General features: G+C 46.2%; 21 protein-coding genes. 10 read left to right on the forward strand and 11 right to left on the reverse strand.

What is annotated here, in order from left to right; all coding sequences use genetic code 11:
• The first annotated feature begins 87 nt into the window (after window positions 1–87).
• Window positions 88–477, forward strand: coding sequence for a hypothetical protein (locus R7P35_RS21955; RefSeq protein ID WP_005374387.1), 390 nt, complete (start codon window positions 88–90; stop codon window positions 475–477).
• Between the two features lie 93 nt (window positions 478–570).
• On the opposite strand, the gene R7P35_RS21960 is transcribed toward R7P35_RS21955, so the two are convergent.
• A complete protein-coding gene (locus R7P35_RS21960; RefSeq protein WP_017633831.1) occupies window positions 571–1,374 on the reverse strand; it encodes a Cof-type HAD-IIB family hydrolase in 804 nt (267 codons plus the stop codon).
• Between the two features lie 94 nt (window positions 1,375–1,468).
• Complete coding sequence (locus R7P35_RS21965; RefSeq protein ID WP_017633830.1) at window positions 1,469–2,356, reverse strand: LysR family transcriptional regulator; 888 nt, start codon at window positions 2,354–2,356, stop codon at window positions 1,469–1,471.
• A gap of 126 nt (window positions 2,357–2,482) precedes the next feature.
• On the opposite strand from R7P35_RS21965, the gene R7P35_RS21970 reads away from it, so the two are divergent.
• From R7P35_RS21970 to R7P35_RS21980, 3 genes are all read left to right on the forward strand, one after another.
• Window positions 2,483–3,349, forward strand: a complete 867-nt coding sequence (locus tag R7P35_RS21970; protein ID WP_065275591.1) for an MBL fold metallo-hydrolase — start codon at window positions 2,483–2,485, stop codon at window positions 3,347–3,349.
• Window positions 3,343–3,963 carry a DsbA family protein gene (locus tag R7P35_RS21975; RefSeq protein WP_065275590.1) on the forward strand — a complete coding sequence of 207 codons (621 nt, stop codon included), beginning with the start codon at window positions 3,343–3,345 and terminating at the stop codon, window positions 3,961–3,963. The genes R7P35_RS21970 and R7P35_RS21975 overlap by 7 nt, the downstream gene beginning before the upstream one ends.
• A 117-nt stretch (window positions 3,964–4,080) precedes the next feature.
• Window positions 4,081–5,760, forward strand: coding sequence for an RluA family pseudouridine synthase (locus tag R7P35_RS21980; RefSeq protein ID WP_213904677.1), 1,680 nt, complete (start codon window positions 4,081–4,083; stop codon window positions 5,758–5,760).
• Between the two features lie 94 nt (window positions 5,761–5,854).
• On the opposite strand, the gene R7P35_RS21985 is transcribed toward R7P35_RS21980, so the two are convergent.
• The gene (locus R7P35_RS21985) at window positions 5,855–7,195 is read right to left on the reverse strand and encodes an MATE family efflux transporter (protein WP_065275588.1); all 1,341 of its coding nucleotides are present in this window, start codon (window positions 7,193–7,195) and stop codon (window positions 5,855–5,857) included.
• Between the two features lie 506 nt (window positions 7,196–7,701).
• On the opposite strand from R7P35_RS21985, the gene R7P35_RS21990 reads away from it, so the two are divergent.
• Window positions 7,702–8,850 (forward strand): GGDEF domain-containing protein, encoded by a 1,149-nt coding sequence (locus R7P35_RS21990; RefSeq protein WP_017821033.1) that lies wholly within the window; start codon window positions 7,702–7,704, stop codon window positions 8,848–8,850.
• Window positions 8,851–8,853: 3 nt separating this feature from the next.
• Here the strand turns inward: R7P35_RS21990 and R7P35_RS21995 are convergent, their stop codons facing one another.
• The gene (locus tag R7P35_RS21995; protein ID WP_005374405.1) at window positions 8,854–9,135 is read right to left on the reverse strand and encodes a hypothetical protein; all 282 of its coding nucleotides are present in this window, start codon (window positions 9,133–9,135) and stop codon (window positions 8,854–8,856) included.
• Window positions 9,136–9,267: 132 nt separating this feature from the next.
• Entirely contained in the window at window positions 9,268–9,552 is a 285-nt protein-coding gene (locus R7P35_RS22000) for a pyrimidine/purine nucleoside phosphorylase (RefSeq protein ID WP_065275586.1), read from the reverse strand.
• Window positions 9,553–9,880: 328 nt separating this feature from the next.
• On the opposite strand from R7P35_RS22000, the gene R7P35_RS22005 reads away from it, so the two are divergent.
• Window positions 9,881–10,384, forward strand: coding sequence for a DUF2850 domain-containing protein (locus tag R7P35_RS22005; RefSeq protein ID WP_005374408.1), 504 nt, complete (start codon window positions 9,881–9,883; stop codon window positions 10,382–10,384).
• Window positions 10,385–10,753: 369 nt separating this feature from the next.
• A complete protein-coding gene (locus R7P35_RS22010) occupies window positions 10,754–13,300 on the forward strand; it encodes a glycosyl hydrolase family 18 protein (RefSeq protein ID WP_054578566.1) in 2,547 nt (848 codons plus the stop codon).
• Window positions 13,301–13,468: 168 nt separating this feature from the next.
• On the opposite strand, the gene R7P35_RS22015 is transcribed toward R7P35_RS22010, so the two are convergent.
• The gene (locus R7P35_RS22015) at window positions 13,469–14,326 is read right to left on the reverse strand and encodes an alpha/beta fold hydrolase (RefSeq protein ID WP_065275584.1); all 858 of its coding nucleotides are present in this window, start codon (window positions 14,324–14,326) and stop codon (window positions 13,469–13,471) included.
• Window positions 14,327–14,454: 128 nt separating this feature from the next.
• Window positions 14,455–15,045 (reverse strand): TetR/AcrR family transcriptional regulator, encoded by a 591-nt coding sequence (locus R7P35_RS22020; protein ID WP_005374416.1) that lies wholly within the window; start codon window positions 15,043–15,045, stop codon window positions 14,455–14,457.
• Window positions 15,046–15,295: 250 nt separating this feature from the next.
• Between R7P35_RS22020 and R7P35_RS22025 the strand changes: the two genes are divergently transcribed.
• The gene (locus tag R7P35_RS22025; RefSeq protein ID WP_318092581.1) at window positions 15,296–16,321 is read left to right on the forward strand and encodes an acyltransferase; all 1,026 of its coding nucleotides are present in this window, start codon (window positions 15,296–15,298) and stop codon (window positions 16,319–16,321) included.
• Between the two features lie 420 nt (window positions 16,322–16,741).
• The gene (gene nhaD, locus R7P35_RS22030; RefSeq protein ID WP_025768739.1) at window positions 16,742–18,172 is read left to right on the forward strand and encodes a sodium:proton antiporter NhaD; all 1,431 of its coding nucleotides are present in this window, start codon (window positions 16,742–16,744) and stop codon (window positions 18,170–18,172) included.
• 37 nt (window positions 18,173–18,209) lie between these two features.
• Here the strand turns inward: nhaD and R7P35_RS22035 are convergent, their stop codons facing one another.
• The gene (locus R7P35_RS22035) at window positions 18,210–18,605 is read right to left on the reverse strand and encodes a GFA family protein (protein ID WP_025768738.1); all 396 of its coding nucleotides are present in this window, start codon (window positions 18,603–18,605) and stop codon (window positions 18,210–18,212) included.
• Between the two features lie 201 nt (window positions 18,606–18,806).
• On the opposite strand from R7P35_RS22035, the gene R7P35_RS22040 reads away from it, so the two are divergent.
• Complete coding sequence (locus R7P35_RS22040) at window positions 18,807–19,415, forward strand: YitT family protein (protein WP_005374427.1); 609 nt, start codon at window positions 18,807–18,809, stop codon at window positions 19,413–19,415.
• A 72-nt stretch (window positions 19,416–19,487) separates the two neighbouring features.
• Here R7P35_RS22040 and R7P35_RS22045 read toward each other — a convergent pair whose 3' ends face one another.
• The 3 genes from R7P35_RS22045 to R7P35_RS22055 all read right to left on the reverse strand — a co-directional run bounded on the left by R7P35_RS22045 (window position 19,488) and on the right by R7P35_RS22055 (window position 22,253).
• A complete protein-coding gene (locus R7P35_RS22045) occupies window positions 19,488–20,306 on the reverse strand; it encodes a hypothetical protein (RefSeq protein WP_318092584.1) in 819 nt (272 codons plus the stop codon).
• Window positions 20,307–20,406: 100 nt separating this feature from the next.
• Window positions 20,407–20,889, reverse strand: a complete 483-nt coding sequence (locus R7P35_RS22050) for a methylated-DNA--[protein]-cysteine S-methyltransferase (protein ID WP_005374431.1) — start codon at window positions 20,887–20,889, stop codon at window positions 20,407–20,409.
• Window positions 20,886–22,253: an AlkA N-terminal domain-containing protein gene (locus R7P35_RS22055; RefSeq protein ID WP_213904675.1), complete on the reverse strand. Its 1,368-nt coding sequence runs from the start codon at window positions 22,251–22,253 to the stop codon at window positions 20,886–20,888. The genes R7P35_RS22050 and R7P35_RS22055 overlap by 4 nt, the downstream gene beginning before the upstream one ends.
• Between the last annotated feature and the right edge of the window lie 46 nt (window positions 22,254–22,299).

Raw genomic sequence — 22,299 nt, forward strand, 5'->3', positions numbered from 1 at the left:
AATGTTGACTTTCTTATCAGCATAGCGGATAAGCGCATGTACAAAATGAAATTTCAACGTTAAACGGTATATATGATGAGAAAGTTCATGCAAGTACTGCTTCTACTGGCAGTCATTGCGGCAGGTGTGTTGGCTTGGGTATTTATTCCATCGCACGAAACCATCGGGCAAAAAACGCTTGAGCAGGCACTCAACGACGACTACAGCCTCGTTGGACATCGAATCTACTCAACCGATCCGGATGCTGGCAACCGATTCGGCTACTTCGTATTAGCAACGGGCCAGAGCATTGAAGAGCAAGAGCCGTTTTTGGTCACTTCGGATCAGTTTATTCGCATGGAGAAAACGGGTGATAATACCTTGTCTGTGACCGTCAATGGCCGTATTTACCATTATCATAACGACTTGTGGGTGCCAAAATCAGACGGGAAATTGCAGCACTTTTTAGTCAGCGCAACCGCCAAGTACGTACGCTAAAACGGGAACCTTACTCCCCCCAAAAAAACAAAGCCCCGCATACACTGCGGGGCTTTTTACGTGAAGAAGAAAATAACATCGAAAGAATGAGCGTTACTTCGCTAATACTTTCTCTTTAATCACTTTGAGTACCCCAGCCTCTTGGTTGCTTGGCGCAGAATAACGAGCAATTTTCTTAATCTCTTCGTGCGCGTTGGCAACCGCGTACGAATGCTCACTGACTTGCAGCATTTCGAGGTCATTGAGGTAGTCACCAAACGTCATAGTTTCTGCCGGAGTAAAATTCATCGTCTCTTGAAGATGCTGAATGGCCGCACCTTTAGAGGCCTCGGCATTCATCACATCCAGCCAGATTTTTGCACTCACCACGACTTTATGCGTTGCGCCAAACTTTGCGTTCATGGTCGGGAACAGGAGCTCTTCCGAACCATCAAAGTGACAAATTGCTACCTTAATAAACTCGTCTTCGACCTCAAGCAAATCCGGCACATATTCACAGCGGTGGTAGTACTTTTGAAATTCTTCCAGCGATTGCTGATCATGCGTTTCGATGTACGCCGAGCGCTTGCCACACAATACGATGTTCGCCCCGTCAATCTCACGAGCCGCTTTCACAATCTCCAACACTTCCGCTTTAGGAATGGTACAACTGTAGAGCTCATTGTCTTGGTACATCACTAAGGTGCCGTTTTCAGCCACATACAACAGTCTGTCTTTGATTGGCGCGAACGTGTCTCGCAGACTGTAATACTGACGACCAGACGCAGCGGAGAACAAAATACCTTGCTCTTCCAGTTGCAAAAACAGATCGAAAAACTCTGGATCCAAACGACCGTATTGGTCAAGCAATGTGCCATCCATATCGGAAGCAATAAATTTGATGCGAACTTGTGACATTAACTAAAACTCTAAATGACGCTGCGAAAATATATCCATGTAAGGTACAGGATCTTGTATGAATCTCAAGTCGGGATGACGACGCCTTTCGCTATTACCAAGGATGCTGTTTAAAGTAATCTTCACTGTGATCGATGAAAGCTCTCACCGCAGGAGACAAGTGTTTACGTGATGAATACAGCGCGTAAATGTTGAGATCATTTGGCTTCCAATCCGGCAACACCGACTCAAGCTGACCCGATTTGAGATAGATATTGCTCAAGTAAGTTGGCAACATCGAAATACCCATGCCTTGTAAAGCGCCATGCAATAACGCCGTGGCCTCATTGCTGGTTAGGCGACACTCAATTCCCACCGATTCGAACTGGTCGCCCTGAGACAAATGCCACACGTGACGCTCAAAGTTTTTGTATCCCAAACAGTCGTGTGAAGATAAATCTCGCGGATGCGCAATCGCGTGGTGAGTTTGCAAATATTGCGGTGATGCCACCAACACCGATTCGCACACCGCAATCGGCTTACCAATCAAAGAAGGATCGGGATCTGACGCAATTCGGATCGCCAGATCGATGCGTTGTTCGGTTAGATCACTCACTGAATCTTGCAGATCTATGTCGATATACACTTTGGGGTGCTTTTGCATAAAACTGTTTACTACGGGGATCAACTGTGAGAATCCAAATGAAGTACTAGACGCAAGACGGATTTTTCCGGACAGCTCACCATCAACGGCAATGTTCGACGTTAATGTATCGGCCTGTTTTAACCAGCGCTCAATCTGAGGCAAGCTGCGCTCCCCTGCGGTGGTGAGGGACACCTTGCGCGTGGTGCGGTGTAACAAACGAGTTTGCAGCCAGTTCTCCATAGCCTCTACATAACGAGTTACCATTGGCCGAGACATGTCTAACCGCTCTGCGGTCGCGGTAAAACTGCCAGAATACACCACATCCACAAACACTTTTGCTGCCGTTACTCTGTCCATAAATTTGCTCGAAATAAGAAATAGTGATGCACATTATTGTGTATTTTTCCGAGCGTATCAATTTCCTAATATAGCTCCCGTTCCCAAGCCATCGTCGCTTGGCCCCAAATTCTTTAGGAGCTTATTATGAAAAAATTTACTTTGATTGCTGCATCCGTTTTAATGGCAAACCCTGTCCTAGCGGCAAACCACTCTCCCCTTACTCTTGAGGTTTACAACGCCGACGGTAACAGCTTCCACGTAAACTCAACCTTGGTATACGGTGAGACTGACGCCATGGTCATCGACACTGGCTTCACCAAAGCTGACGCGATGCGCATTGCCGCTAAAGTGTTGGACTCAGGCAAAACGCTTAAAACCATTTTTATCAGCCAAGCGGACCCAGACTACTACTTTGGCGCAGAGGCCTTACACCAACAGTTTCCTGATGCGCAGATCATCGCAACGCCTGCGGTTCAAAAAATTATTAAAGAAAAATTGGCTGGAAAGCTGGCGTACTGGGGACCAAAGCTGGGCGCAAACGCACCGGTAAAACCAGTGATCCCTGTCGCGTACGATAAAGCATCATTGGAGCTAGAAGGTCATAAGATTGAAATTCGTGGTAACCATGGCACATCAGCACACCGCCCTTACCTATGGATTCCAGATAACAAAGCGATTCTAGGTAACGTAGCCGTGTACTCAAACGTACATTTGTGGATGGCCGATGCCGCAGACCAAACCGCTATCAATGCTTGGGAGCAGCAGCTTAGCGAGATGCTTGCGCTTAAACCTCAAGTGGTCATTCCTGGTCACATGAAAGCAGGCACAAAGCTGAACGCAGACACCATTCGCTACTCGCAACAATACTTGCAGGATTTTCAGCAAGCGAAAAAACACAGCAATAACAGCGCTCAACTCATTGACACCATGTCAGCGAAATACCCAGAAGCTCAATTGCCAATCGCGCTAGAAATCGGTGCAAAAGTGCATACTGGTGAAATGTCATGGTAACCGTGCATTACTTCTTCGATCCCATGTGTGGTTGGTGCTACGGGGCATCACCACTCATCGAAGCCTTGATGGACACCTCTCAATTTAAGGTGGAGCTTCATCCCGGCGGCATGATTGAGAAAAGCGCGATTGAGCCTGAATTTCGTCAGCACATCATCAACAGTGACGCTCGTATCGCAACCGAAACCGGAGCAACGTTTGGTGAAGCATATCTGCAACGCGTGAAAAGCGAAGATGCGTTTGTTCTTGATTCTTATCTACCAACACAAGCGATCTTGAGTGCGGAGAAAATGGGGCTGAATCCATGGCACATGCTAAAGGCCATCCAATCCGCGCATTATCAGCTCGGGTTAAAAGTGAATGAAGCATCGACGCTCAAAGCCATTGCAGAATCGCTAGGTTTAGCAAACGATGTGTGGGAGCAAAACATGACGTTAAGCGAAGCCGATCTAGATGAGAAAATTCGCTCTAGCCGACAGTTGATGCGCCAGTTACACGTTGGTGGCTATCCAACCCTGATTGCAGAAGTAAATGGCGAGTACCTGACCTTGCCGCACTCGGCCTACTACGACAAACCGGCACAGTGGAAGCTGGCATTACAAAAACTGCAATAAGCTCTTCCCCACTCGCTCTTGTTCTTAATCCAAGAGCGAGTGCCAACACCGACATGGCAATCCTGACTCAAACAGGTACAATCCTCGCTCGATTTTTTACTCGCGCGGATACCCACCATGCACTCGCCTGAACATTGTTTTACTCGTTTTACTGCTGATACTTCTGACTATGAATTACCAACGCAGTTTACGTTTCCGTTCTACTACACGCCGCATCCTCTTTGCGTTATGGCTGCAAAGCAATTGCAACAGCACTTATTAGCGCAAACCGACTTCGAACACGATTTTGGTTTGGTTAATGAAGAAACGGGGCGAGGCAAAATGTTTGGCGTATTGCTGGTAGAAAGCTCTCAAGGCGATCTCGGCTTTTTAAGTGCGTTTTCTGGCAAAATTGCTGACCAAAACTTGATTCCAGGATTTGTCCCTCCTGTGTACGACATGCTGACCGATGAAGGCTTCTTCCGCGCAGAAACGGATGCCATCAACGCCGCCAATGCGGAGTACAAAACCTGTGCCGCGAATCCGGAATTAGCGGATCTTAAAGCGCAAATCCAAGCCGACCGAGCCGCTTATCAGCAAGAGGAGCAAACACAGCGCCAAGTGATGATTGATGGCCGCGCCGCACGCAAGCGACAGCGCCAACAGGGCGAGCAAACGCTCAATGCCGATGATCTCAAAATCTTGTTGGATGAGTTGGGTAAGCAAAGTGTCGCTGAGAAAAACGTTCTCAAATACTTAAAGCAAGCGTGGGATGAAAAGCTTGCAATCAAAGAAGCGCGATTGGCCGAGTTAGAGCAGCAACTTGCTCACCTGAAAGAGCAGCGCAAAACGCTCTCCAACGCTTTACAGCACAAATTGCATAAACAATACCGCTTCCTAAACAGCCATGGCGAAGCACGCGACTTGGTGGACATTTTTGCAGACACCACAAACCCAGTTCCACCAGCAGGTGCGGGGGAATGTGCTGCGCCAAAACTGCTCCAATACGCGTTTAAACACGGATTCAAACCGCTGGCGTTGGCAGAATTTTGGTGGGGTGTGTCGCCAAAGCCTGAAGTTCGCCAACACAAAAAATTCTACCCATCGTGTAATAGCAAATGTCAGCCGATTTTGGGCCATATGATGCAAGGGCTGGATGTCGAACCTAATCCATTGGCGGAGAATTGGGCAGAAGACAAAGAACTAGAGATAATCTACCAAGACGACGCTATGGTCGTCGTCAACAAGCCCTCGGGCTTACTTTCAGTGCCTGGTAAAACTATCAAGGACTCTGCTTATACGCGCCTACAAGCGATGTACCCTGATGTGGAAGGGCCGTTTGTGATTCATCGCCTCGACATGGCGACCTCTGGCATTTTGGTGTTTGCCTTAACCAAGCGCGCGAACAAAAGTCTGCAAAAACAGTTTATGGCTCGCGGCGTAAAAAAACGTTATATGGCACTGCTCGAAGGCGTATTAAACGAGCCTGAAGGGGAAATTTCACTGCCAATGCGTGGTGACCCCGACGACCGCCCACGTCAACTGGTGTGTTTTGAACACGGGAAACATGCAGAAACCTACTGGCAACTGATTGAAGTCAAAGATGGACGCAGCAAGGTATACATGTATCCGAAAACAGGGAGAACTCACCAACTACGTGTACACAGTGCTCATCACATGGGGTTAAACATGCCGATGGTTGGTGATGGTTTATACGGCGAAAAAGCGAATCGCTTGCACCTGCATGCTGAGATGCTAGAGCTGGATCATCCATACAGCAAAGAACGCATGGTGTTCCAAGCTGAGTGCGAATTCTAACGTCTTCCCAAGTTTAAATAACAAAAAGGCACTGACTATCAGTGCCTTTTTTTTCTAACACCAGAATAAGCGTGATGCGCGATACCGAAAACCGTTAGCTCACCTTAAACTTGGTCCACACCTGAGAGCGCCAACGCCTTGCCATGATGATACCACGTACCCATTCATCGAGTGCGATTGCCATCCAAGCCCCTAAAACGCCATAACCCAAGTGGATGCCAAAGATGTAAGAGAAAAGCACGCCTAATCCCCACATACTCAAAATCCCCATTTGCACTGGGAACTTGATGTCACCCGCGCCTTTGAGCCCCGCGATAAAAATCAGGTTAAACACACGTCCGGCCTCGAGCAAAATTGAGCCCATGACTAACGAACCTGCCAATGCGAGTATCTCTGGTTGATCGGTAAATACGCGCAGAATCTCTTCTCTAAACAGGTAAATCAGTGTGGTTGCCGCCGTTGATGCCACAAACCCCACTAAGAAGTAGATTTGTACGCGTTTTAAAATGCTACTCACCCAACCTTTACCGATGTAGTAACCGGTCTGAATTTGCGCTGCCTGACCAATTGCCAACGCGAAAGCAAACGAGAAACGGGCAATGTTTTGTGCATAAGTGAAAGCCGCCAACGATGCCGTCCCCATTTGCACCACAAAGTACACAATGCAGATTTGCGCCACGTTGTAAGACAGCACTTCACCCGCGTTCATACCGCCGATTTTTAAGATCTTTTTGTAAATCTCTGCCGGTACTTGTTTCATAGTCGACATTGGTAGTTCAATGCTACTGCGAGCGAGAATAAACCATAACATTAACGTACCGATGATTTGGCTGACGACGGTTGCTATTGCCACGCCTTGCACACCATACACAGGTAAACCAAATGGCTGGTAAAGCGCAATATAGTTACCAATGATGTTGAACACACCCGAGATCAAATTCACCACCATTGGGGAACGTGAATAACCATGACTACGCAGAATAGTTGTAAAAACAACGCCAATCGTAACGTTAAACGTCATCGCACCGCTTATCAGCAGATATTCATGAGCGTACTGCTCGACTTGCGCTTCCAAGCCGTAATACGGGAGTAGGTATATCGCACCAAGCACGGCAATCACACTCAATAGCACACCGACGAGCACAGACAACGCAATACTCGCAACACCAACGCTCACTGACTCTTGCTCGCGTCCAGCGCCATTGTATTGGGCAATCAAAATCCCCGTACCGCTACTGACAAACGTCGAAACGATGATTAAAAAGAAGGTAATCTGCGTGATCACACCAACAGCGGATACGGCTTTGTCTGAGTAGCCACTCAGCATGAACACGTCACTGGTTCCTAAAGCCGTCCGTAGCAAAATTTCGACAAGAATTGGCCAAGCTAATGCCACGATGGACATTCGTTGGTTGATGTTTTGGCTTTTAGGCATGCTTGTAACCTTTCCTACAACTAAAAACTGCCTCACAATTTTGTGAAGCAGTTTAAAAATAGTGACTCGAACGAAGCTCGATATGAGGTTGTGATTTAGCGCGGATTCTAGTCGCATATTGGTCATAACGACAACAATATTTCGCCCTGTTTCGGAAAAATATTTCTAATGCCTTTTCGAAACGACATATGCCTTAACGATAAGTAGAGCAGAGATTGGTGAACAATACTCTCAATCAACAAGCACCGAACAGAATCAGGATAATCAATAGTAATGCGTCTAACTAGATACATTACTTTGAGTTATCAGTCCAACCATATAGAGCCATGAAGAACCGTCATGAAAACCTGCATGCGCTACCATTCCTCTTTGAACACTCGCACCAAATCACACTGATGGCTTTGCACTAAAAATGACTGATATCACATTTGGAAACTTTGTTGTTCTATTTATCGCGAAAATACCGCCTAGAATAAGCGTACACGTTAATTAAGCAAGGATACGTAATGTCGACATTGGCTGGGGCGCGCTTAGAAGAAATGGCGGACATCCGCTCAACAAGAAAAAAGAAAATTGTCTTTTTATGCTCCAGTATCGCCGCTGCCTGTTTAACTTATGGTTCCATTGCTCAATCACTTGAGAATAACTGGGGCTTAAGCTTTTTCCATGCTTTGTGTGCCTTGGCATGCTTAGCAATCAGTTATGTAATAAAAGTCCAGCGGCACCATCAATACGCCGACTTATGGCTAAGTGCTGTCTTAATGTTCGAAGGGTTATTGTTACTTCTGTATAACGACGCTCCGTCAGGCAAGGTGCTATGGCTATATCCTATTGTCGCCACTCTGGTATTAATTAATGAGTTTAAGGTCGGTCTGCTGTTCAGTGGCACCTACATTTTACTGATCTTTTTTGGGGTCGCTTTTTTAGATCGACTGCCAACAGCCACAGAAATCATAGAGCGGAGATTGATGCTGACCCTGATAGCGACCGCGTTTGTGTGTCACACGTTCTCGTATTACTACACGAAAGTCCTCAATTACATTCAAACACTGTATCGTGAGGGGATTGAGGAGTTAGCATATTTTGACCAGCTCACTGGGCTTGCCAATCGCTGGAGCTTTGAGACTTGGGCGCGCGCAAAGCTCGATGAAATCAAGCACTCATCTGATGACAGCATCACCGCATTGGTTTTTCTCGATATCGATAACTTCAAGCACATCAACGACACCTACGGGCACGATATTGGTGACCAAGTACTTCAAGCCTTCGCAACTCGATTAAAAAATAACATTCGCAACAAAGACAGAAAAACAGATAAACACGACTACTCCATCGCTCGATTTGCGGGCGACGAGTTTGTAATCATGCTTTACGATGTAAAAAGTAAAGATGACCTAGACAGCATCCTAAAACGGATCGTAAATCTGTTTCCGACAGGTTACCGAAGCTACGATATGATTAACGAGTTAACGATGAGTGTAGGTGCTGCTATCTATAAGCAAGATGCAAAGGATTTGTCTGAATTGACTCGATGTGCAGACAAAGCAATGTACGCAGCTAAACATACTGGTAAAAACCAGTACGCCTTTTATGAGCACTGCAATACGGAAGAACAGTCAACATCTGATGCACCAGCGGTACCAGAAGCTTGCTAATGACTAAGCGAACACATGCATCACCCAAAGCCCCACAACGAGGAATACGATTAACCACACTACTTGCAACGTTCTGTTCGGCTTGTCTTGCTGACGAGTGGGGTGATCTTTAAACGCACGGCCCTTCATTTTGCCCATTAAGCTCTTTCCTAGAGCACGTCGATAAAATTCACGTCTCTTATGAGCGGCGTTGGCAACTTCGGTAAAGCGCTGTCTTTGCTCATTGGTGAGATCTTTATCCTCGTAACGAGGAGGGAGATCAGAATGCTTGCGTTGTACTGCCATCACTTCCTCCCTGGTCGATGGGTACATTTTTATTAAGTATATACCCAAATAACCAAAAAGATGCGTTATAAGTGAAGCACATAGACGAAAAAACCACCCGAAGGTGGTTTTATGACGAGCAACAAATGAACGCTAGAAGTACTCACATAAATACGCAGTCGCTTCTTTCACTTGAAGCTCAAATGAAGAATTACCTTCCACTTCAAAAAACTCACCACTTTGACAAGTCGTCCAATCGCTCTCGCCAACACGCTTGACCACAAGCGCACCTTTTACAACCGTCATACGCTCTGGTGCTTGAGTACCAAACGTGTACTCACCAGGAAGCATCACACCAACGCTAACATCCTGATCTTTCTGGTTAAAGCCTAGTGATTTTACACTACCAGCAAAATAGCTATTTTCCTTAATATTCATTATTGGTTTCCTTATCAAAAGTCCGCTCTTTTTTACCTTGTTTCTTTCCGTTACTCAAGCTTTGAAAGCCATTAAACTCAACGTAATAACGCACATCCTTTGCTACTGAGCGAGAACCTTTTTTCGCGAGAATTAATCAGGCGACCTAAACCGAGCAAGAAAACCTACGAAGTAATGAATGTGAGCAAACAACAAAACCATCAATAAGATGTGTATCTGAATGTAAAAGTGGACATTAGATCATAGTTTCGTCGTCTCAATGGCGGGATTGTTTGTTTTTAAAAAGGAAGGTTTCCACCATGTTAAAAAAGTGGAGAAAATTAGATCTATGACGGACTCAACCCGCCGAAGGCGAAAAGCACGACAAGAACCAAAACTTTCATTTTTGGCTCGCCACCAATCTAAAATCCTCAAGAGTACATTTGTCTGCTTCGGGATGGGTCTGTTGACGTTTTTTGGCTATCAAATCCACCTTTCCTATCAAGACCACATTGATCCGGAAAAGGTGTACGGCGAATGGATTGAGATTGGCGCGCCACCCTACCAAACAGAACGTCTCGTTTTCACTGAAGATGGGGTATACCGAAACCATCGACTTATTACGACGGAATTTGAATTCGATGGCAAGGTCATCACGTTGAATACCGGATTAGGAAAGACAGCGTATCAGATCTCGGGCTCTCATCTTTCACCTCAAATACGCCGTATTGAGCCTCTTATTCCAGATCAGCGATTCATTCGTAAAGGATTTGAGCATACCGTTCAGGGCTCAGAAACCGGTGCAGCCTCTAAACGTCGCGCCGCGTTGAGTGAACACTTCAGCCGTGACTAATACGTCTTCACGGCTATTTTTCCTTTCAATTCTCTTTCTATATCAATGAAACAAAACCTTAATAAACAACAAAATAAGGCCTTCATCGCATTTAACTAACTCGTTACTGAGTAAACAATAATTTTAGTTTCTGCTGAGATTTTATAAATTATTGACTCAGTCTGACACTTTCTGTGTAACAGAGTGCGAGTTTTAGTTAAGTTCTCTCAAGTGCCTCGAAAACCGTCTTAATTTTTTTTGACGAAAAAAAACTCTCTGAAATGCTGAGTGTGATGCTTTTGCACGTGGAGTAAATCCAATCATCTTATCTGGTGCAAGAGCAGCCTATGTTCTAGGTAGAACATGAATCCAAGGATTGAGAGAGAAGTTATGATTCGATTTAACCTATGTGCAGCTGGAGTTGCTTTAGCGCTATCAGGCGCTGCAGTTGCGGCTCCAACCGCACCAAGTATCGATATGTACGGTTCCAACAACCTTCAGTTTTCTAAAATTGAACTCGCGATGGAAACCACGTCAGGCTACTACGACATGGTGAAATACCATGAGCAAGCGAAGATCACTGTTAAATTTAACCAGTGGAGTGGCACACCTGGTGACACTTACAACGTCTATTTTGATGGTGTAAAAGTAGCAAGCGGCCCTATCACTGGTAGCCAAACGACAGCTTCGTTTGAATACGGCCAAGGTGGCTTATACCAAATGGAAATCGAAGCATGTGATGCGACAGGTTGTGCGAAAAGCGCACCAGCTGAAATCACAATTGCAGATACCGATGGTTCTCACCTGAAGCCACTAACGATGAATGTTGATCCAAACAACAAAACCTACAATACCGATCCAAGCGTCGTGATGGGTACGTATTTTGTTGAATGGGGCATCTATGGCCGTGACTACACAGTCGATAATATGCCGGTCGACAACTTGACTCACATCCTTTACGGTTTTATCCCAATTTGTGGCCCAAATGAGTCTGTGAAGTCTGTTGGCGGCAACAGTTTCAACGCGCTACAAACTGCTTGTACAGGTGTGCCTGATTATGAAGTCGTTATCCATGACCCTTGGGCTGCTTATCAGAAGAGCTTCCCACAAGCTGGTCATGAATACAGCACGCCTATCAAGGGTAACTACGCAATGCTAATGGCATTGAAACAACGTAACCCTGATCTAAAAATCATCCCATCGATCGGTGGTTGGACACTGTCTGACCCATTCTTCGATTTCGTGGACAAGAAAAACCGTGACACATTCGTCGCATCAGTTAAGAAGTTCCTGAAAACTTGGAAATTCTACGACGGTGTTGACATCGACTGGGAATTCCCTGGCGGCGGCGGTGCAGCAGCCGATAAGGGCGACCCTGTAAACGATGGCCCAGCATACATCGCACTGATGCGTGAACTGCGCGTAATGCTTGATGAATTAGAAGCTGAGACAGGCCGTACTTACGAGCTAACGTCCGCTATCGGTGTCGGTTACGACAAGATTGAAGACGTAGACTACGCAGATGCAGTTCAGTACATGGATTACATCTTCGCAATGACTTACGACTTCTACGGTGGTTGGAATAACGTTCCTGGTCACCAAACTGCGCTTTACTGTGGTTCATTCATGCGTCCTGGTCAGTGTGACGGTAGTGGCGTTGATGAGAACGGCGAACCGTACAAAGGTCCTGCTTACACAGCAGATAACGGCATCCAACTTCTTCTTGCTCAAGGCGTTCCTGCGAACAAGCTAGTACTTGGTACAGCAATGTACGGTCGTGGCTGGGAAGGCGTAACTCCAGATACACTCACAGATCCAAACGACCCAATGACAGGTACTGCTACAGGTAAACTGAAGGGCAGCACAGCGCAAGGTGTTTGGGAAGATGGCGTAATTGACTACAAAGGCATTAAGTCATTCATGCTAGGTGCAAACAACACTGGTATTAACGGCTTCGAGTACGGCTACGATGCACAAGCAGAAGCACCATGGGTATGGAACCGTACTACGGGCGAGTTGATCACATTTGATGACCACCGTTCAGTGCTAGCAAAAGGTAGCTACGCGAAGTCTCTTGGTCTTGCTGGTCTATTCTCTTGGGAAATTGACGCGGATAACGGTGACATTCTAAACGCGATGCACGAAGGTATGGCTGGTGGTGTGGTTCCTCAACCAAACCGTAAACCAACCGCAGCCGCTGGCGCAGATCAATCGGTAACAGGTCCTGCAAATGTGGTTCTAGATGGCAGCCTGTCAAAAGACTCTGACGGCACCATCGCAAGCTACGCTTGGGAACAAGTATCTGGCACAGCAGTGGTACTAACAGGTGCAAACACAGCGAAAGCAAGCTTTGATGCAGCAGAAGTTACTGTTGAAGAGCAATTAACTTTCAAGCTGACGGTGACTGATAACGAGGGTGCAACGGCATCTGACCTCGTTGTAGTAACAGTGAAACCAGCAGGTGTTGTTGACCCAGTGAACAGCGCACCAGTAGCACAAGTTGTTGCTCCAGCAACAGCAAACGCTGGTGACGTTGTGGTTGTAGATGCATCTGCGTCTAGCGATGCAGACAACGATACCCTGACATTCAACTGGACTCTACCTCAAGGTCTGAATGCAACGGTTGAAGGCTCTAAAGTCACGTTCACTGCTGCGGAATACCCGCAAGACACAAGCTTAAGCTTCACTGTAAGTGTGAGCGACGGTAAAGCGTCTTCATCGGCAAACGCGACAGTGGTTGTTGCACAGCACACAACCGATCCGAACCCTGGTACTTGTGACAACGCATGGGATGCGAGCGCAGTGTACACAGGTGGTAACCAAGTGACTCACGCAGGTAAAACGTGGGAAGCGAAATGGTGGACTCAGGGTGACGATCCTAGCCAATCTGGCGAATGGGGCGTTTGGAAAGAAGTTGGCGTAGCTAACTGTAACTAATTTCAGCCTTGCAGACGTTCTGCTAAATAAACAAAGGACAGCTTCGGCTGTCCTTTTTGGATTTAACCTCTTAACGAGGAGAGCAACACCAGAGACGAAAAAATCTGAGGTGTTACTTTCAAATCGACTTAGCCCAAAACGGAGCGAGTCAATCAGTAAAAGTAAGGGTTACCAAGCACTATCGAGCAAACGGTCAAAACTACTGAAGACTTGCTCACACTTCATCACTCGACCATGCCCCTGACCTTGTGTTGTCACTAACTCAACGTTTTTAATCTCTTCAGCCGCTTTTGCCGAGACACTGTATTTGGTGAACTTATCTTGCTCATCATGAATAATAATGGTGTGAGACGGACGCTCAGACAAACGCTTCATCGGATCAATGGACTGTAACGGATAGCCAAATTGGTCTTCAACTTCTGAAACCACAGCATTAAAAAGCTTCATCGAGTAACCGGAACGCGCAATGCTACCGAATAAGTTCTCTACGTAATTTAATACCGGAGCAATAAGCAGCAAAGGCTTGTTTTCTAATTTGCTGTGTCGGCACTCAAGAGCAGAAGCGGTGCCCATGCTGTGCCCAACTAGGCCAACAACATCCTCGACCGTATCCAACACATCTTCTAATCCTCTGACAAACCCCGGAATGTGCCCATACTGCCCCTCACTCTCACCATGTGCCGGATGATCGTACGCCAAAGCAGTAAACCCTTTCGACGCAATATGTTCCATCAGTGGATAAAACTGACTTGCCGTGCCAGACCAACCATGAGTTAGCACCCAAATAGGTCCAGAGCCCAAAGTATAGGTTTTGATGATGCCTGCATGCCCTTTAATTTCACCTTTGATAAGCCCTTGAGGTTCAATATTTTTAGGTTGCGTACGAGCAGGTGTCAGAAGAAGCTTGCGCGCGGTCTTCTTTGCATGTGACGGGGCCAGTGTATGGTGTAACCGAGTACTAATGTTCACCAAACTGCGCTTAATACTGAAACGTTGCGATGTATTAAAGTAAATTTTTTCACTCATAATCATGTCCTTAACTATCAGCTTTGCAAAAAATAGAACGGTCGTGCTTTTTACGCTGATAAGAAAGAGCGAACTCAGCCGCTCTTTGTGATTTTATGTCTACGAATCTGGGAAGCGAATAACCGATATTAGCCTTTCCAGCGAGAAAATAAGTTGTCGATCCCTTGCCAAAACAGACGCAAGCTTTCTTGCTCACCTTTAATTGAGTAAAAAACATGCGCACTCAAATAGAGACCGTACAAATCAAACGTTGCTTGGCGTGTATCTAAGTCTGCTGCAAATTCTTGCTTCTCTTTGCCTTTCGCTATTTGGATCTCCAAATAACTCAGCCAAGTGTCTATGGATTTACGCAGTCCGGCCTGAAGCGGGCAATCTTTATCTGCCGTATCATTCCAAGCGTCAAGAAACATACAACTTCCTTGGAATGCGTGATTCCAAGTCATCCAAGAGTCGAGCAACCCTCGAATTTTACGCTCGATATTGCCATCCCCGAGTTCTCGAGCAGGCTCAATAACCCGATCAGCGAACACTTTATTGGCGTGATCAAGCACCGATAGCTGTAAATTCAACTTCGAATTAAAGTGGGCAAACAGACCACTTTTCGACATACCGCATTGCTTGGCTAACTCTCCAATCGTAAGACTTTCTAATCCGTCTTCGCTGGCGATCTCAAAAGCCCGCTGCAGAATAAACTCTTTTGTCACTTTTCCTTTTTGCATAATCTTATTTTTAGCACGATCGTTCTTTTTTGCAATCTAGAGTTAACTGGTCTAACCATTATTCAGTGCTATTTTCGACTCACGAATCAGGTATTGATTGCGTTAATAGGTTAATAATTAAGAAGTTTGACGTAAGTCTTAATTTTCGAAACAGCTTCAATGTAAGCGCAAGTCTGTTGACTTTTTCACGTATTACTTCAACAACAACCTGCTATTTTCACCTAAGTTTTTTATTTAGGTAAACAATGTAATGGCAAAGAAACAAAAAATAGCCAGCTTAGAGTTTGCACGTATCATTGCAATACTTGCGATTGTGGGTTTGCATTGCCAGATGGCACTGACGTACTGGCAGTGGGATGGGATTCCATGGGTTGGCTATATGCTCAACCAACTGGCTCGTTTTGCTGCTCCGCTGTTCTTTCTCATCTCGGGTTATCTAATCCAGCCGAAGTTGAGTCATTCACCAATCGATACTCTTAAGAACTACGCCAAACCGTTAATGAAGGTTTGGCTCATTTGGAGCATGATCAGTTTACTGATGCCATTCCAATGGCAGACGGTCGCTGAGGCTGGGTATCTCGCCGAAAGGCAAGGTTATTGGGGGTACTTAATGTCAACCCCGATCAATTCACTCATCGAAGGCGGACTCGTTCATCTGTGGTTTATTCCGGCTCTAGTCATTGCCGTAGCGTTAATTGCCTTTCTCGTGCATATCAATATGGTGCAACTGATACTGCCAACTGCAGTATTGCTATACATATACGGGGTCTTTGCTGGCAGTTACGCGACCATTACCGACCTGCCAGCGCCTTTCTTTACTCGTAATGGGCCTTTTTTCAGCACGTTGCTAGTTGTTCTGGGTTATTTCGCACGAGAAGCGCAGTGGCGGTGGTCGCGAAACAATACGGTTCGATGCATTATTCTTGGCATGGCACTGCATTTTGGTGAAGCTTACTGGCTGATGCAACATGACATCGCTTTCAACTCGCACGACTTCCTATTCGGTACCGTTATCTGGTCTGTAGGTGTCTTTAAGTGGCTTTTGGCTCACCCTCATTTTGGCGACATGCCTTGGGTCTTCAAACTATCTCCTAGCGTGTTAGGGATATATGTTAGCCATCTGCTTATCATAATTGTCATGATGAATGTCGCTGGATTTATCGGGCTGCAACACCTCGCGAAAGATGTGTTTATTTATCCTGCAACGATTGTTGCAACCATACTGCTTGTGAAAGCAATCGACGCTTCACCGTTGAAAAAATGGCTCCTACGCTAAATGCATTCAGCTCTAGATATAGCTAGCTTTAACTCAAAAGGGTTAGAGCTAGCCAGTTCAAAATGAGATTTCTCTCTCACTGACCAATTTTTGACTTTCTAATCCTTCAGAATTTGCTTTCACTCACAAAAAACATTGTTCATTTCCTTTAAATTGGCTCGACTATTACAACATTGCTCATTAAACGGAGGCTGTATGTGGGCAGGTCAAGGACTCGTTCCTTTTTTAGAGATTAGTCACTGGTTAACTTACGGTTTATATGCCGCTGCGGTTTTATTCGGCGCAGCAAGCATTGCGTCACTCAGAAAATAGTGGCGCACACTATCATTTCCTAACTCCTACTGTTAATTCGAGCTCTCTCACAACTAACTCATTCATTTGTGGCTAATATTTCTCCAACCAGACAAAGGAGAAATGTCTATGCCAATCTATCCAATTGTGGCTTTCTGCTGTTTGTTGTTCTCTAGCGCCACCTTTGCTGCATCAACCAATGAACTGAATCTTGTTAATTCTGGTGTCGGTTACGCGGCTCTGATTATCTTTTCGATCGCTTACATACTGGTTATGTTGGAAGAGTATCTGAAAATGAGAAAATCCAAGCCAGTGCTGCTCGCGGCAGGGTTAATTTGGATTCTGATTGGCTACACCTTTGCTCAGCACAACCAGCCTGAAATCGCCAAATCCGCACTAGAACACAACTTGTTGGAATATGCCGAGTTGCTGCTGTTTTTGCTCGTGGCGATGACCTACATCAACGCAATGGAAGAACGCAAACTCTTCGATGCCTTACAGGCGTGGATGGTTGGTAAAGGTTTTGGATTCAAAAAGTTGTTCTGGCTGACGGGGTTTCTCGCTTTTGTCATTTCACCGATTGCAGATAACTTAACTACGGCCCTTTTGATGTGCGCTGTAGTGATGAAAGTCTCTGGTGATAATCCTAAGTTCGTCAATCTTGCTTGTATCAACATTGTTATCGCAGCCAATGCTGGCGGTGCATTCAGCCCATTTGGTGATATTACAACCCTGATGGTGTGGCAGGCCGGTCATGTCAGCTTTGCTGAGTTCATTCCGTTGTTTGTACCGTCATTGGTGAACTACTTGGTTCCCGCATTTTTGATGTCACTTTTTGTTCCAAACACAAAACCGAATACGATTCACCAACACGTTGAGCTAAAACGCGGGGCAAGGCGTATTGTCGCGTTGTTCATTTTGACGATTGCCACCGCAGTCTCTTTCCATGCTGTGCTGCACTTCCCACCCGTTATGGGCATGATGATGGGCTTGGCGTACTTACAGTTTTTCGGATATTTTTTGCGCCAAACTCTCAAACACTCACTCGCAAAAAAAGCAGCTATGGCAATTGCCAATGGCGATGATCAGGCATTGAAGCGCTTAGGCTCAGTGGTTCCGTTTGATGTGTTTCATCGTGTGTCTCGAGCCGAATGGGACACCTTGTTGTTCTTCTACGGTGTTGTAATGTGTGTTGGCGGTTTAAGTTTACTTGGCTACCTCGAACTGGTTTCAAACGTCATGTACACGCAATGGAACCCAGTCTGGGCAAACGTAATGGTTGGTGTCCTATCTGCAATCGTCGATAACATTCCGGTTATGTTTGCTGTACTGACCATGGAACCAAGCATGTCGATGGGCAACTGGCTACTGGTCACATTAACCGCAGGTGTCGGTGGCAGTTTGCTTTCCATTGGCTCCGCGGCAGGCGTCGCTTTAATGGGAGCCGCGCGTGGACAATACACCTTCTTTGGCCACCTAAAGTGGGCTCCCGTCATCGCCTTGGGTTATGCCGCCAGTATTGCGGTACACTTGTGGATAAATAGCGGTTTATTTACTTAAAAACACCTAGAATTAGTCACTTAACTTGCAATGTAACCTAACGGTCGGATGGATGGTTAACGCCATCCATCACTTCAATCGCTCCCAACTCATATGGGTTGACGCCCTCTAAGCAGCCGACATTATAGCCATACTCACTCGGGTCAGAACGACGCTGATGGTGCGTATAAATACCGCACTCGCCACAGAAAAAGTGCTTCGCAGTGTGTGTATTAAATTGATACTGCTTCAAGACGTCTTCGCCTTGCACAATACGAATACCGTTCAAAGGTACAGATGCGACAATCGCGCCACGACGTCGACACATAGAACAGTCACACCGTCTCGGCTTCTCAATACCATTGGGTAACGCCAGTTCCAGCTCAACTTTTCCACAGTGACAACTCAGTCGATGTAATGTGCTGATTTGGGTGTTGCCAACTTTCTTAATCATAACTTTTCCTTGTTGTTTTTCTATCTGTGTACATTATGTTAAACAGGTTAATATCATCATAATCTCGTCCAAAAACTCGACATCCATCACTTTTCGCGACATTTTATTGGCCGATTTGTTAGTTGCTATTTTGGCGACTGTCTATCGCGTCCGTGAGACGTGTTATCTCCGGCGCGGTTTTTAAACCAAGGAAATTAATTTATGGACAAAGATCATAGCCTAAGAGAGAACCTCTTGGCTCTGACGCTCGGCAGTGCGTTGGTGTCACTTGGGGTGATATTTTTTAGCAAAGTAGGATTGCTCACTGGCGGTACGGCTGGTTTGGCGATCTTCCTAACCAAAGTGAGTGACTTCAGTTTTGGTCAGATATTTTTCGCTCTTAACCTCCCTTTTTATATTTTATCTGTGATGCGCATGGGTTGGCGCTTCACTATCAATACTTTTATTGCGGTTTCGATTGTCTCTTTTGCGGTCGATCATCTGCATCATGTGATTGAGATTTCACGAATCGAACCTTTCTATGCGGCACTTTTGGGTGGTGGGCTGATTGGAATCGGTATGTTGGTAATTTTCCGTCACAAAATGAGTTTGGGCGGCTTTAACATTCTAGCGTTGTACCTTCAGGAACGTTTTGGAGTTCGAGCGGGTAAAGTTCAAATGGCGTTAGATTGTGCCATCGTGGTGATGTCACTGTTCATTGTAGATGTGCACCTTATCGCTCTATCTGTTCTAGGTGCCATCGCAACGAACTTGATTTTGGCGATGAACCATAAACCAGGACGATACCAAGCAAAAGCGCAAGCAGCATAATCATCGCTGCATAGTCAACAACCCTAAAGCCCCCAGCCAGTCGCTCGGGGCTTTTTTCATTCAACGCTAAGATCACGTCAACGAGCTCGTTTTGCAGTGCAGCTGCATCTCTTCATCCAATTTAGCTTTATATTTCTGGCTAAGATGGAAGTGTACTTGCATCAACAAGTCATGTGCGTGGAACAGCTCAAACGCGTCGCTACCATTTTGCTGACAAATAGCCTCACAGCGCTCAGCATGCACTTTGGCTTCTTGCGGTTTATCCGCTTTAAGCAAGCTCATCGCTAAGCGATACTCTGCGCGCTCTTCTTGCATCCACCCCCCTGCCACTTTCCAATAGTCTAGCGCGAGTGTCGCTGCTTCTAACATCTTCGATTTTTCCATGCACGTGCGCTCAGCCAGCGCTTCGTACTGACATGCTAAGTTGTTCGCAGTGATCGCGATAGCGCGCGCTAATGGCCCTTCTGCATCGTTCGGCGTCATTCCTAACGTTGCCTTCACCAACCATTGACTCGCCAGTTCAAGCTGAACAAGTGCAGAAAGTTCATTCGAAATCAAAGCGTAAACTCGGCGTTGTTCTTGCTCTTCCAATAATTCCATATTGTCAGTGCCATCTACGAAGTAGCGCGCAACGGCAATACTGCGTTGAAATGCCAAACTCTCGGCAACCTTGCGTTCATCAAAGTGATCTAAACAAGTAAGAAACTGTTCTGGGCTCTGGAGATGCCCAATAGCGGTATGCAGCATCAATGCGAATATTCGCTCGATTTGGGTAACGTCTTCCACCTCGCTCAGAGCCGTTTCTAGCTGAGCATAAATTTGTTCGGGATTTTCCTCGTGATGCTGCCAACACTCACTCATGAAGGCATCAAAATCCGTTTTGAAAGGCATGTCCTTATTGTCCTTTTTCTATTCGTATAACGAATATGAAACTCTACACTATCGTTACCCCTGTGTAGCACGCTTAATCCCAATATGAGAATCGCCTCACTTAAAGCGGTGTACCTTGCTCCAACGCGAGCAAACGTTGCTTGCGCTCCACTCCACCTGCATACCCAGTCAGTTTTCCGCTTTTGCCAATAACGCGATGACAAGGCACCACGATAGAAATCGGATTCTTCCCATTTGCTAACCCAACAGCACGCACAGCTTTAGGGTTACCTATCGCATTCGCGAGATCTTGATAGCTCCACGTTTCCCCATATGGAATGGTCGTTAGTGCCTGCCAAACTTGATTTTGAAAATCAGTGCCTGTCGCTGCAAGGGGCAAGTCGAATTCGTTGCGCAGACCAGCAAAGTATTCATCCAGTTGGGTGACAGCTTGGCGCAAGACCGGATGCTGCTCGTCTCGCACCCCCAGCTCACTCGGCTTAGTGGTGCATGTTTCAAACCAAATGCCAAGTAAGCCCTCAGCGTTCGATTGGATAGTCACCGTTCCTAGTGGACTCGGCATTTCGGTATAAAATGTTTTCATGATTGATTCCATAAGTGAAACGTCGCGTAGCTTCCCCAAGGGGCCGCAGTGTGCGTATTCAGTGATGGGTAACGCTGCATCGCCTTTTTCACCACTAAGTCTTTATCTAGAAAGCAATCGGGTTGAGATTGCCCTCGCAGTTGAGCATAACTGACGGTCCAAGGTCCAATGCCTTTCAAAGTTAGCCACTGCTGGGGGTCAGCTTCTGAGTTGTCCTGCATAAACTGGGCGAAGCGCACTAGCGTCTCTTTACGGCTTTGCGGCATGCGCAAAAAGCTCACGTCGGAGTTCGCAATATCACTGGGAGTCGGGAAAAAACGTTTTTCTGACTCTCCGCTAAGTGTGGCCACCAATAAGTTAAGTTGACCAATCGCAGCTTTAACCGACACTTGCTGGCCTAAAATCGCTCTAACCCCTGCTTCCCATGCATTCCATACACCAGGAATACGAATACCTTTACTCGACACGAGCCCAGGCGCAACATACTCCAAATGCTGCTCAACAGTACAAATATCAGCGTCAAGATCGAACATACGACGAATGTCAGACACCAAGTTTTGCAGCTTCGTTACGTCTTCAATTTCAAACGCCAGTTCTAAGTATCCTTCACCTTTTGTCGCTTTAAACCAGGCTTTGCTGTTATCCAAAAAAACGTTGCGCTGATAACTCTCATCACTCACTAGCTCAACCCCCTCAACCGCTCGCAAACGATAGAAGTCCAACATGTGCGACCAATTCAACTCACCTCGATAAGGTAAGGCAATTCGATTGCAACCCGCACCATCAAACTCTTTACGGCGTACTTGAGAAGGCGTTAGTTTGAGAAACTTTTGAAAAGCATCGTTAAAGCGGCGCGTACTGTTAAAACCTGACGCAAACCCCACGTCGGTGACCGACATAGAGCTGGAGTGAAGCAACTGTTTGGCGAACATTAGTTGCTGATATTGCGCATACTGCTTGGGTGACATACTTAGATACTGCTCAAACAACATACGTAAGTAACGGTCAGAAATCCCAACACGCTCAGCCAACTCAGACACCGAATGGTGATGCAACTCCCCTCTATCAATTAACGAAATCGCTCGTTGAAAGGTCGTCTCGACACCTTTCCATGCCCAAGATCCAGGCGCGCTGTCAGGTCGACAACGTAAACACGGACGGTACCCTGCTTGAAGGGCTTGCGTCTTATCAGCGAAATACTCAACATTTTCTTCTTTAGGCAAATTTGCCGGGCAAATCGGACGACAAAAGATTCCCGTTGTTTTTACCGCCACATAAAATCGCCCATCAAAACGGCTGTCTCGCGCGACTCGCGCCTTGTGACACTGCTCGAAGGTCAGTGAGGTATGAGGGTGAATAAACATAGTGCTTTCCTTGCTCATGCCTTTTGTCATTTATTGTTCATAGGCA

The sequence above is a fragment of the Vibrio sp. Vb0304 genome (genome assembly GCF_033338995.1).
GTDB classification, from domain to species: Bacteria; Pseudomonadota; Gammaproteobacteria; order Enterobacterales; family Vibrionaceae; genus Vibrio; species Vibrio alginolyticus.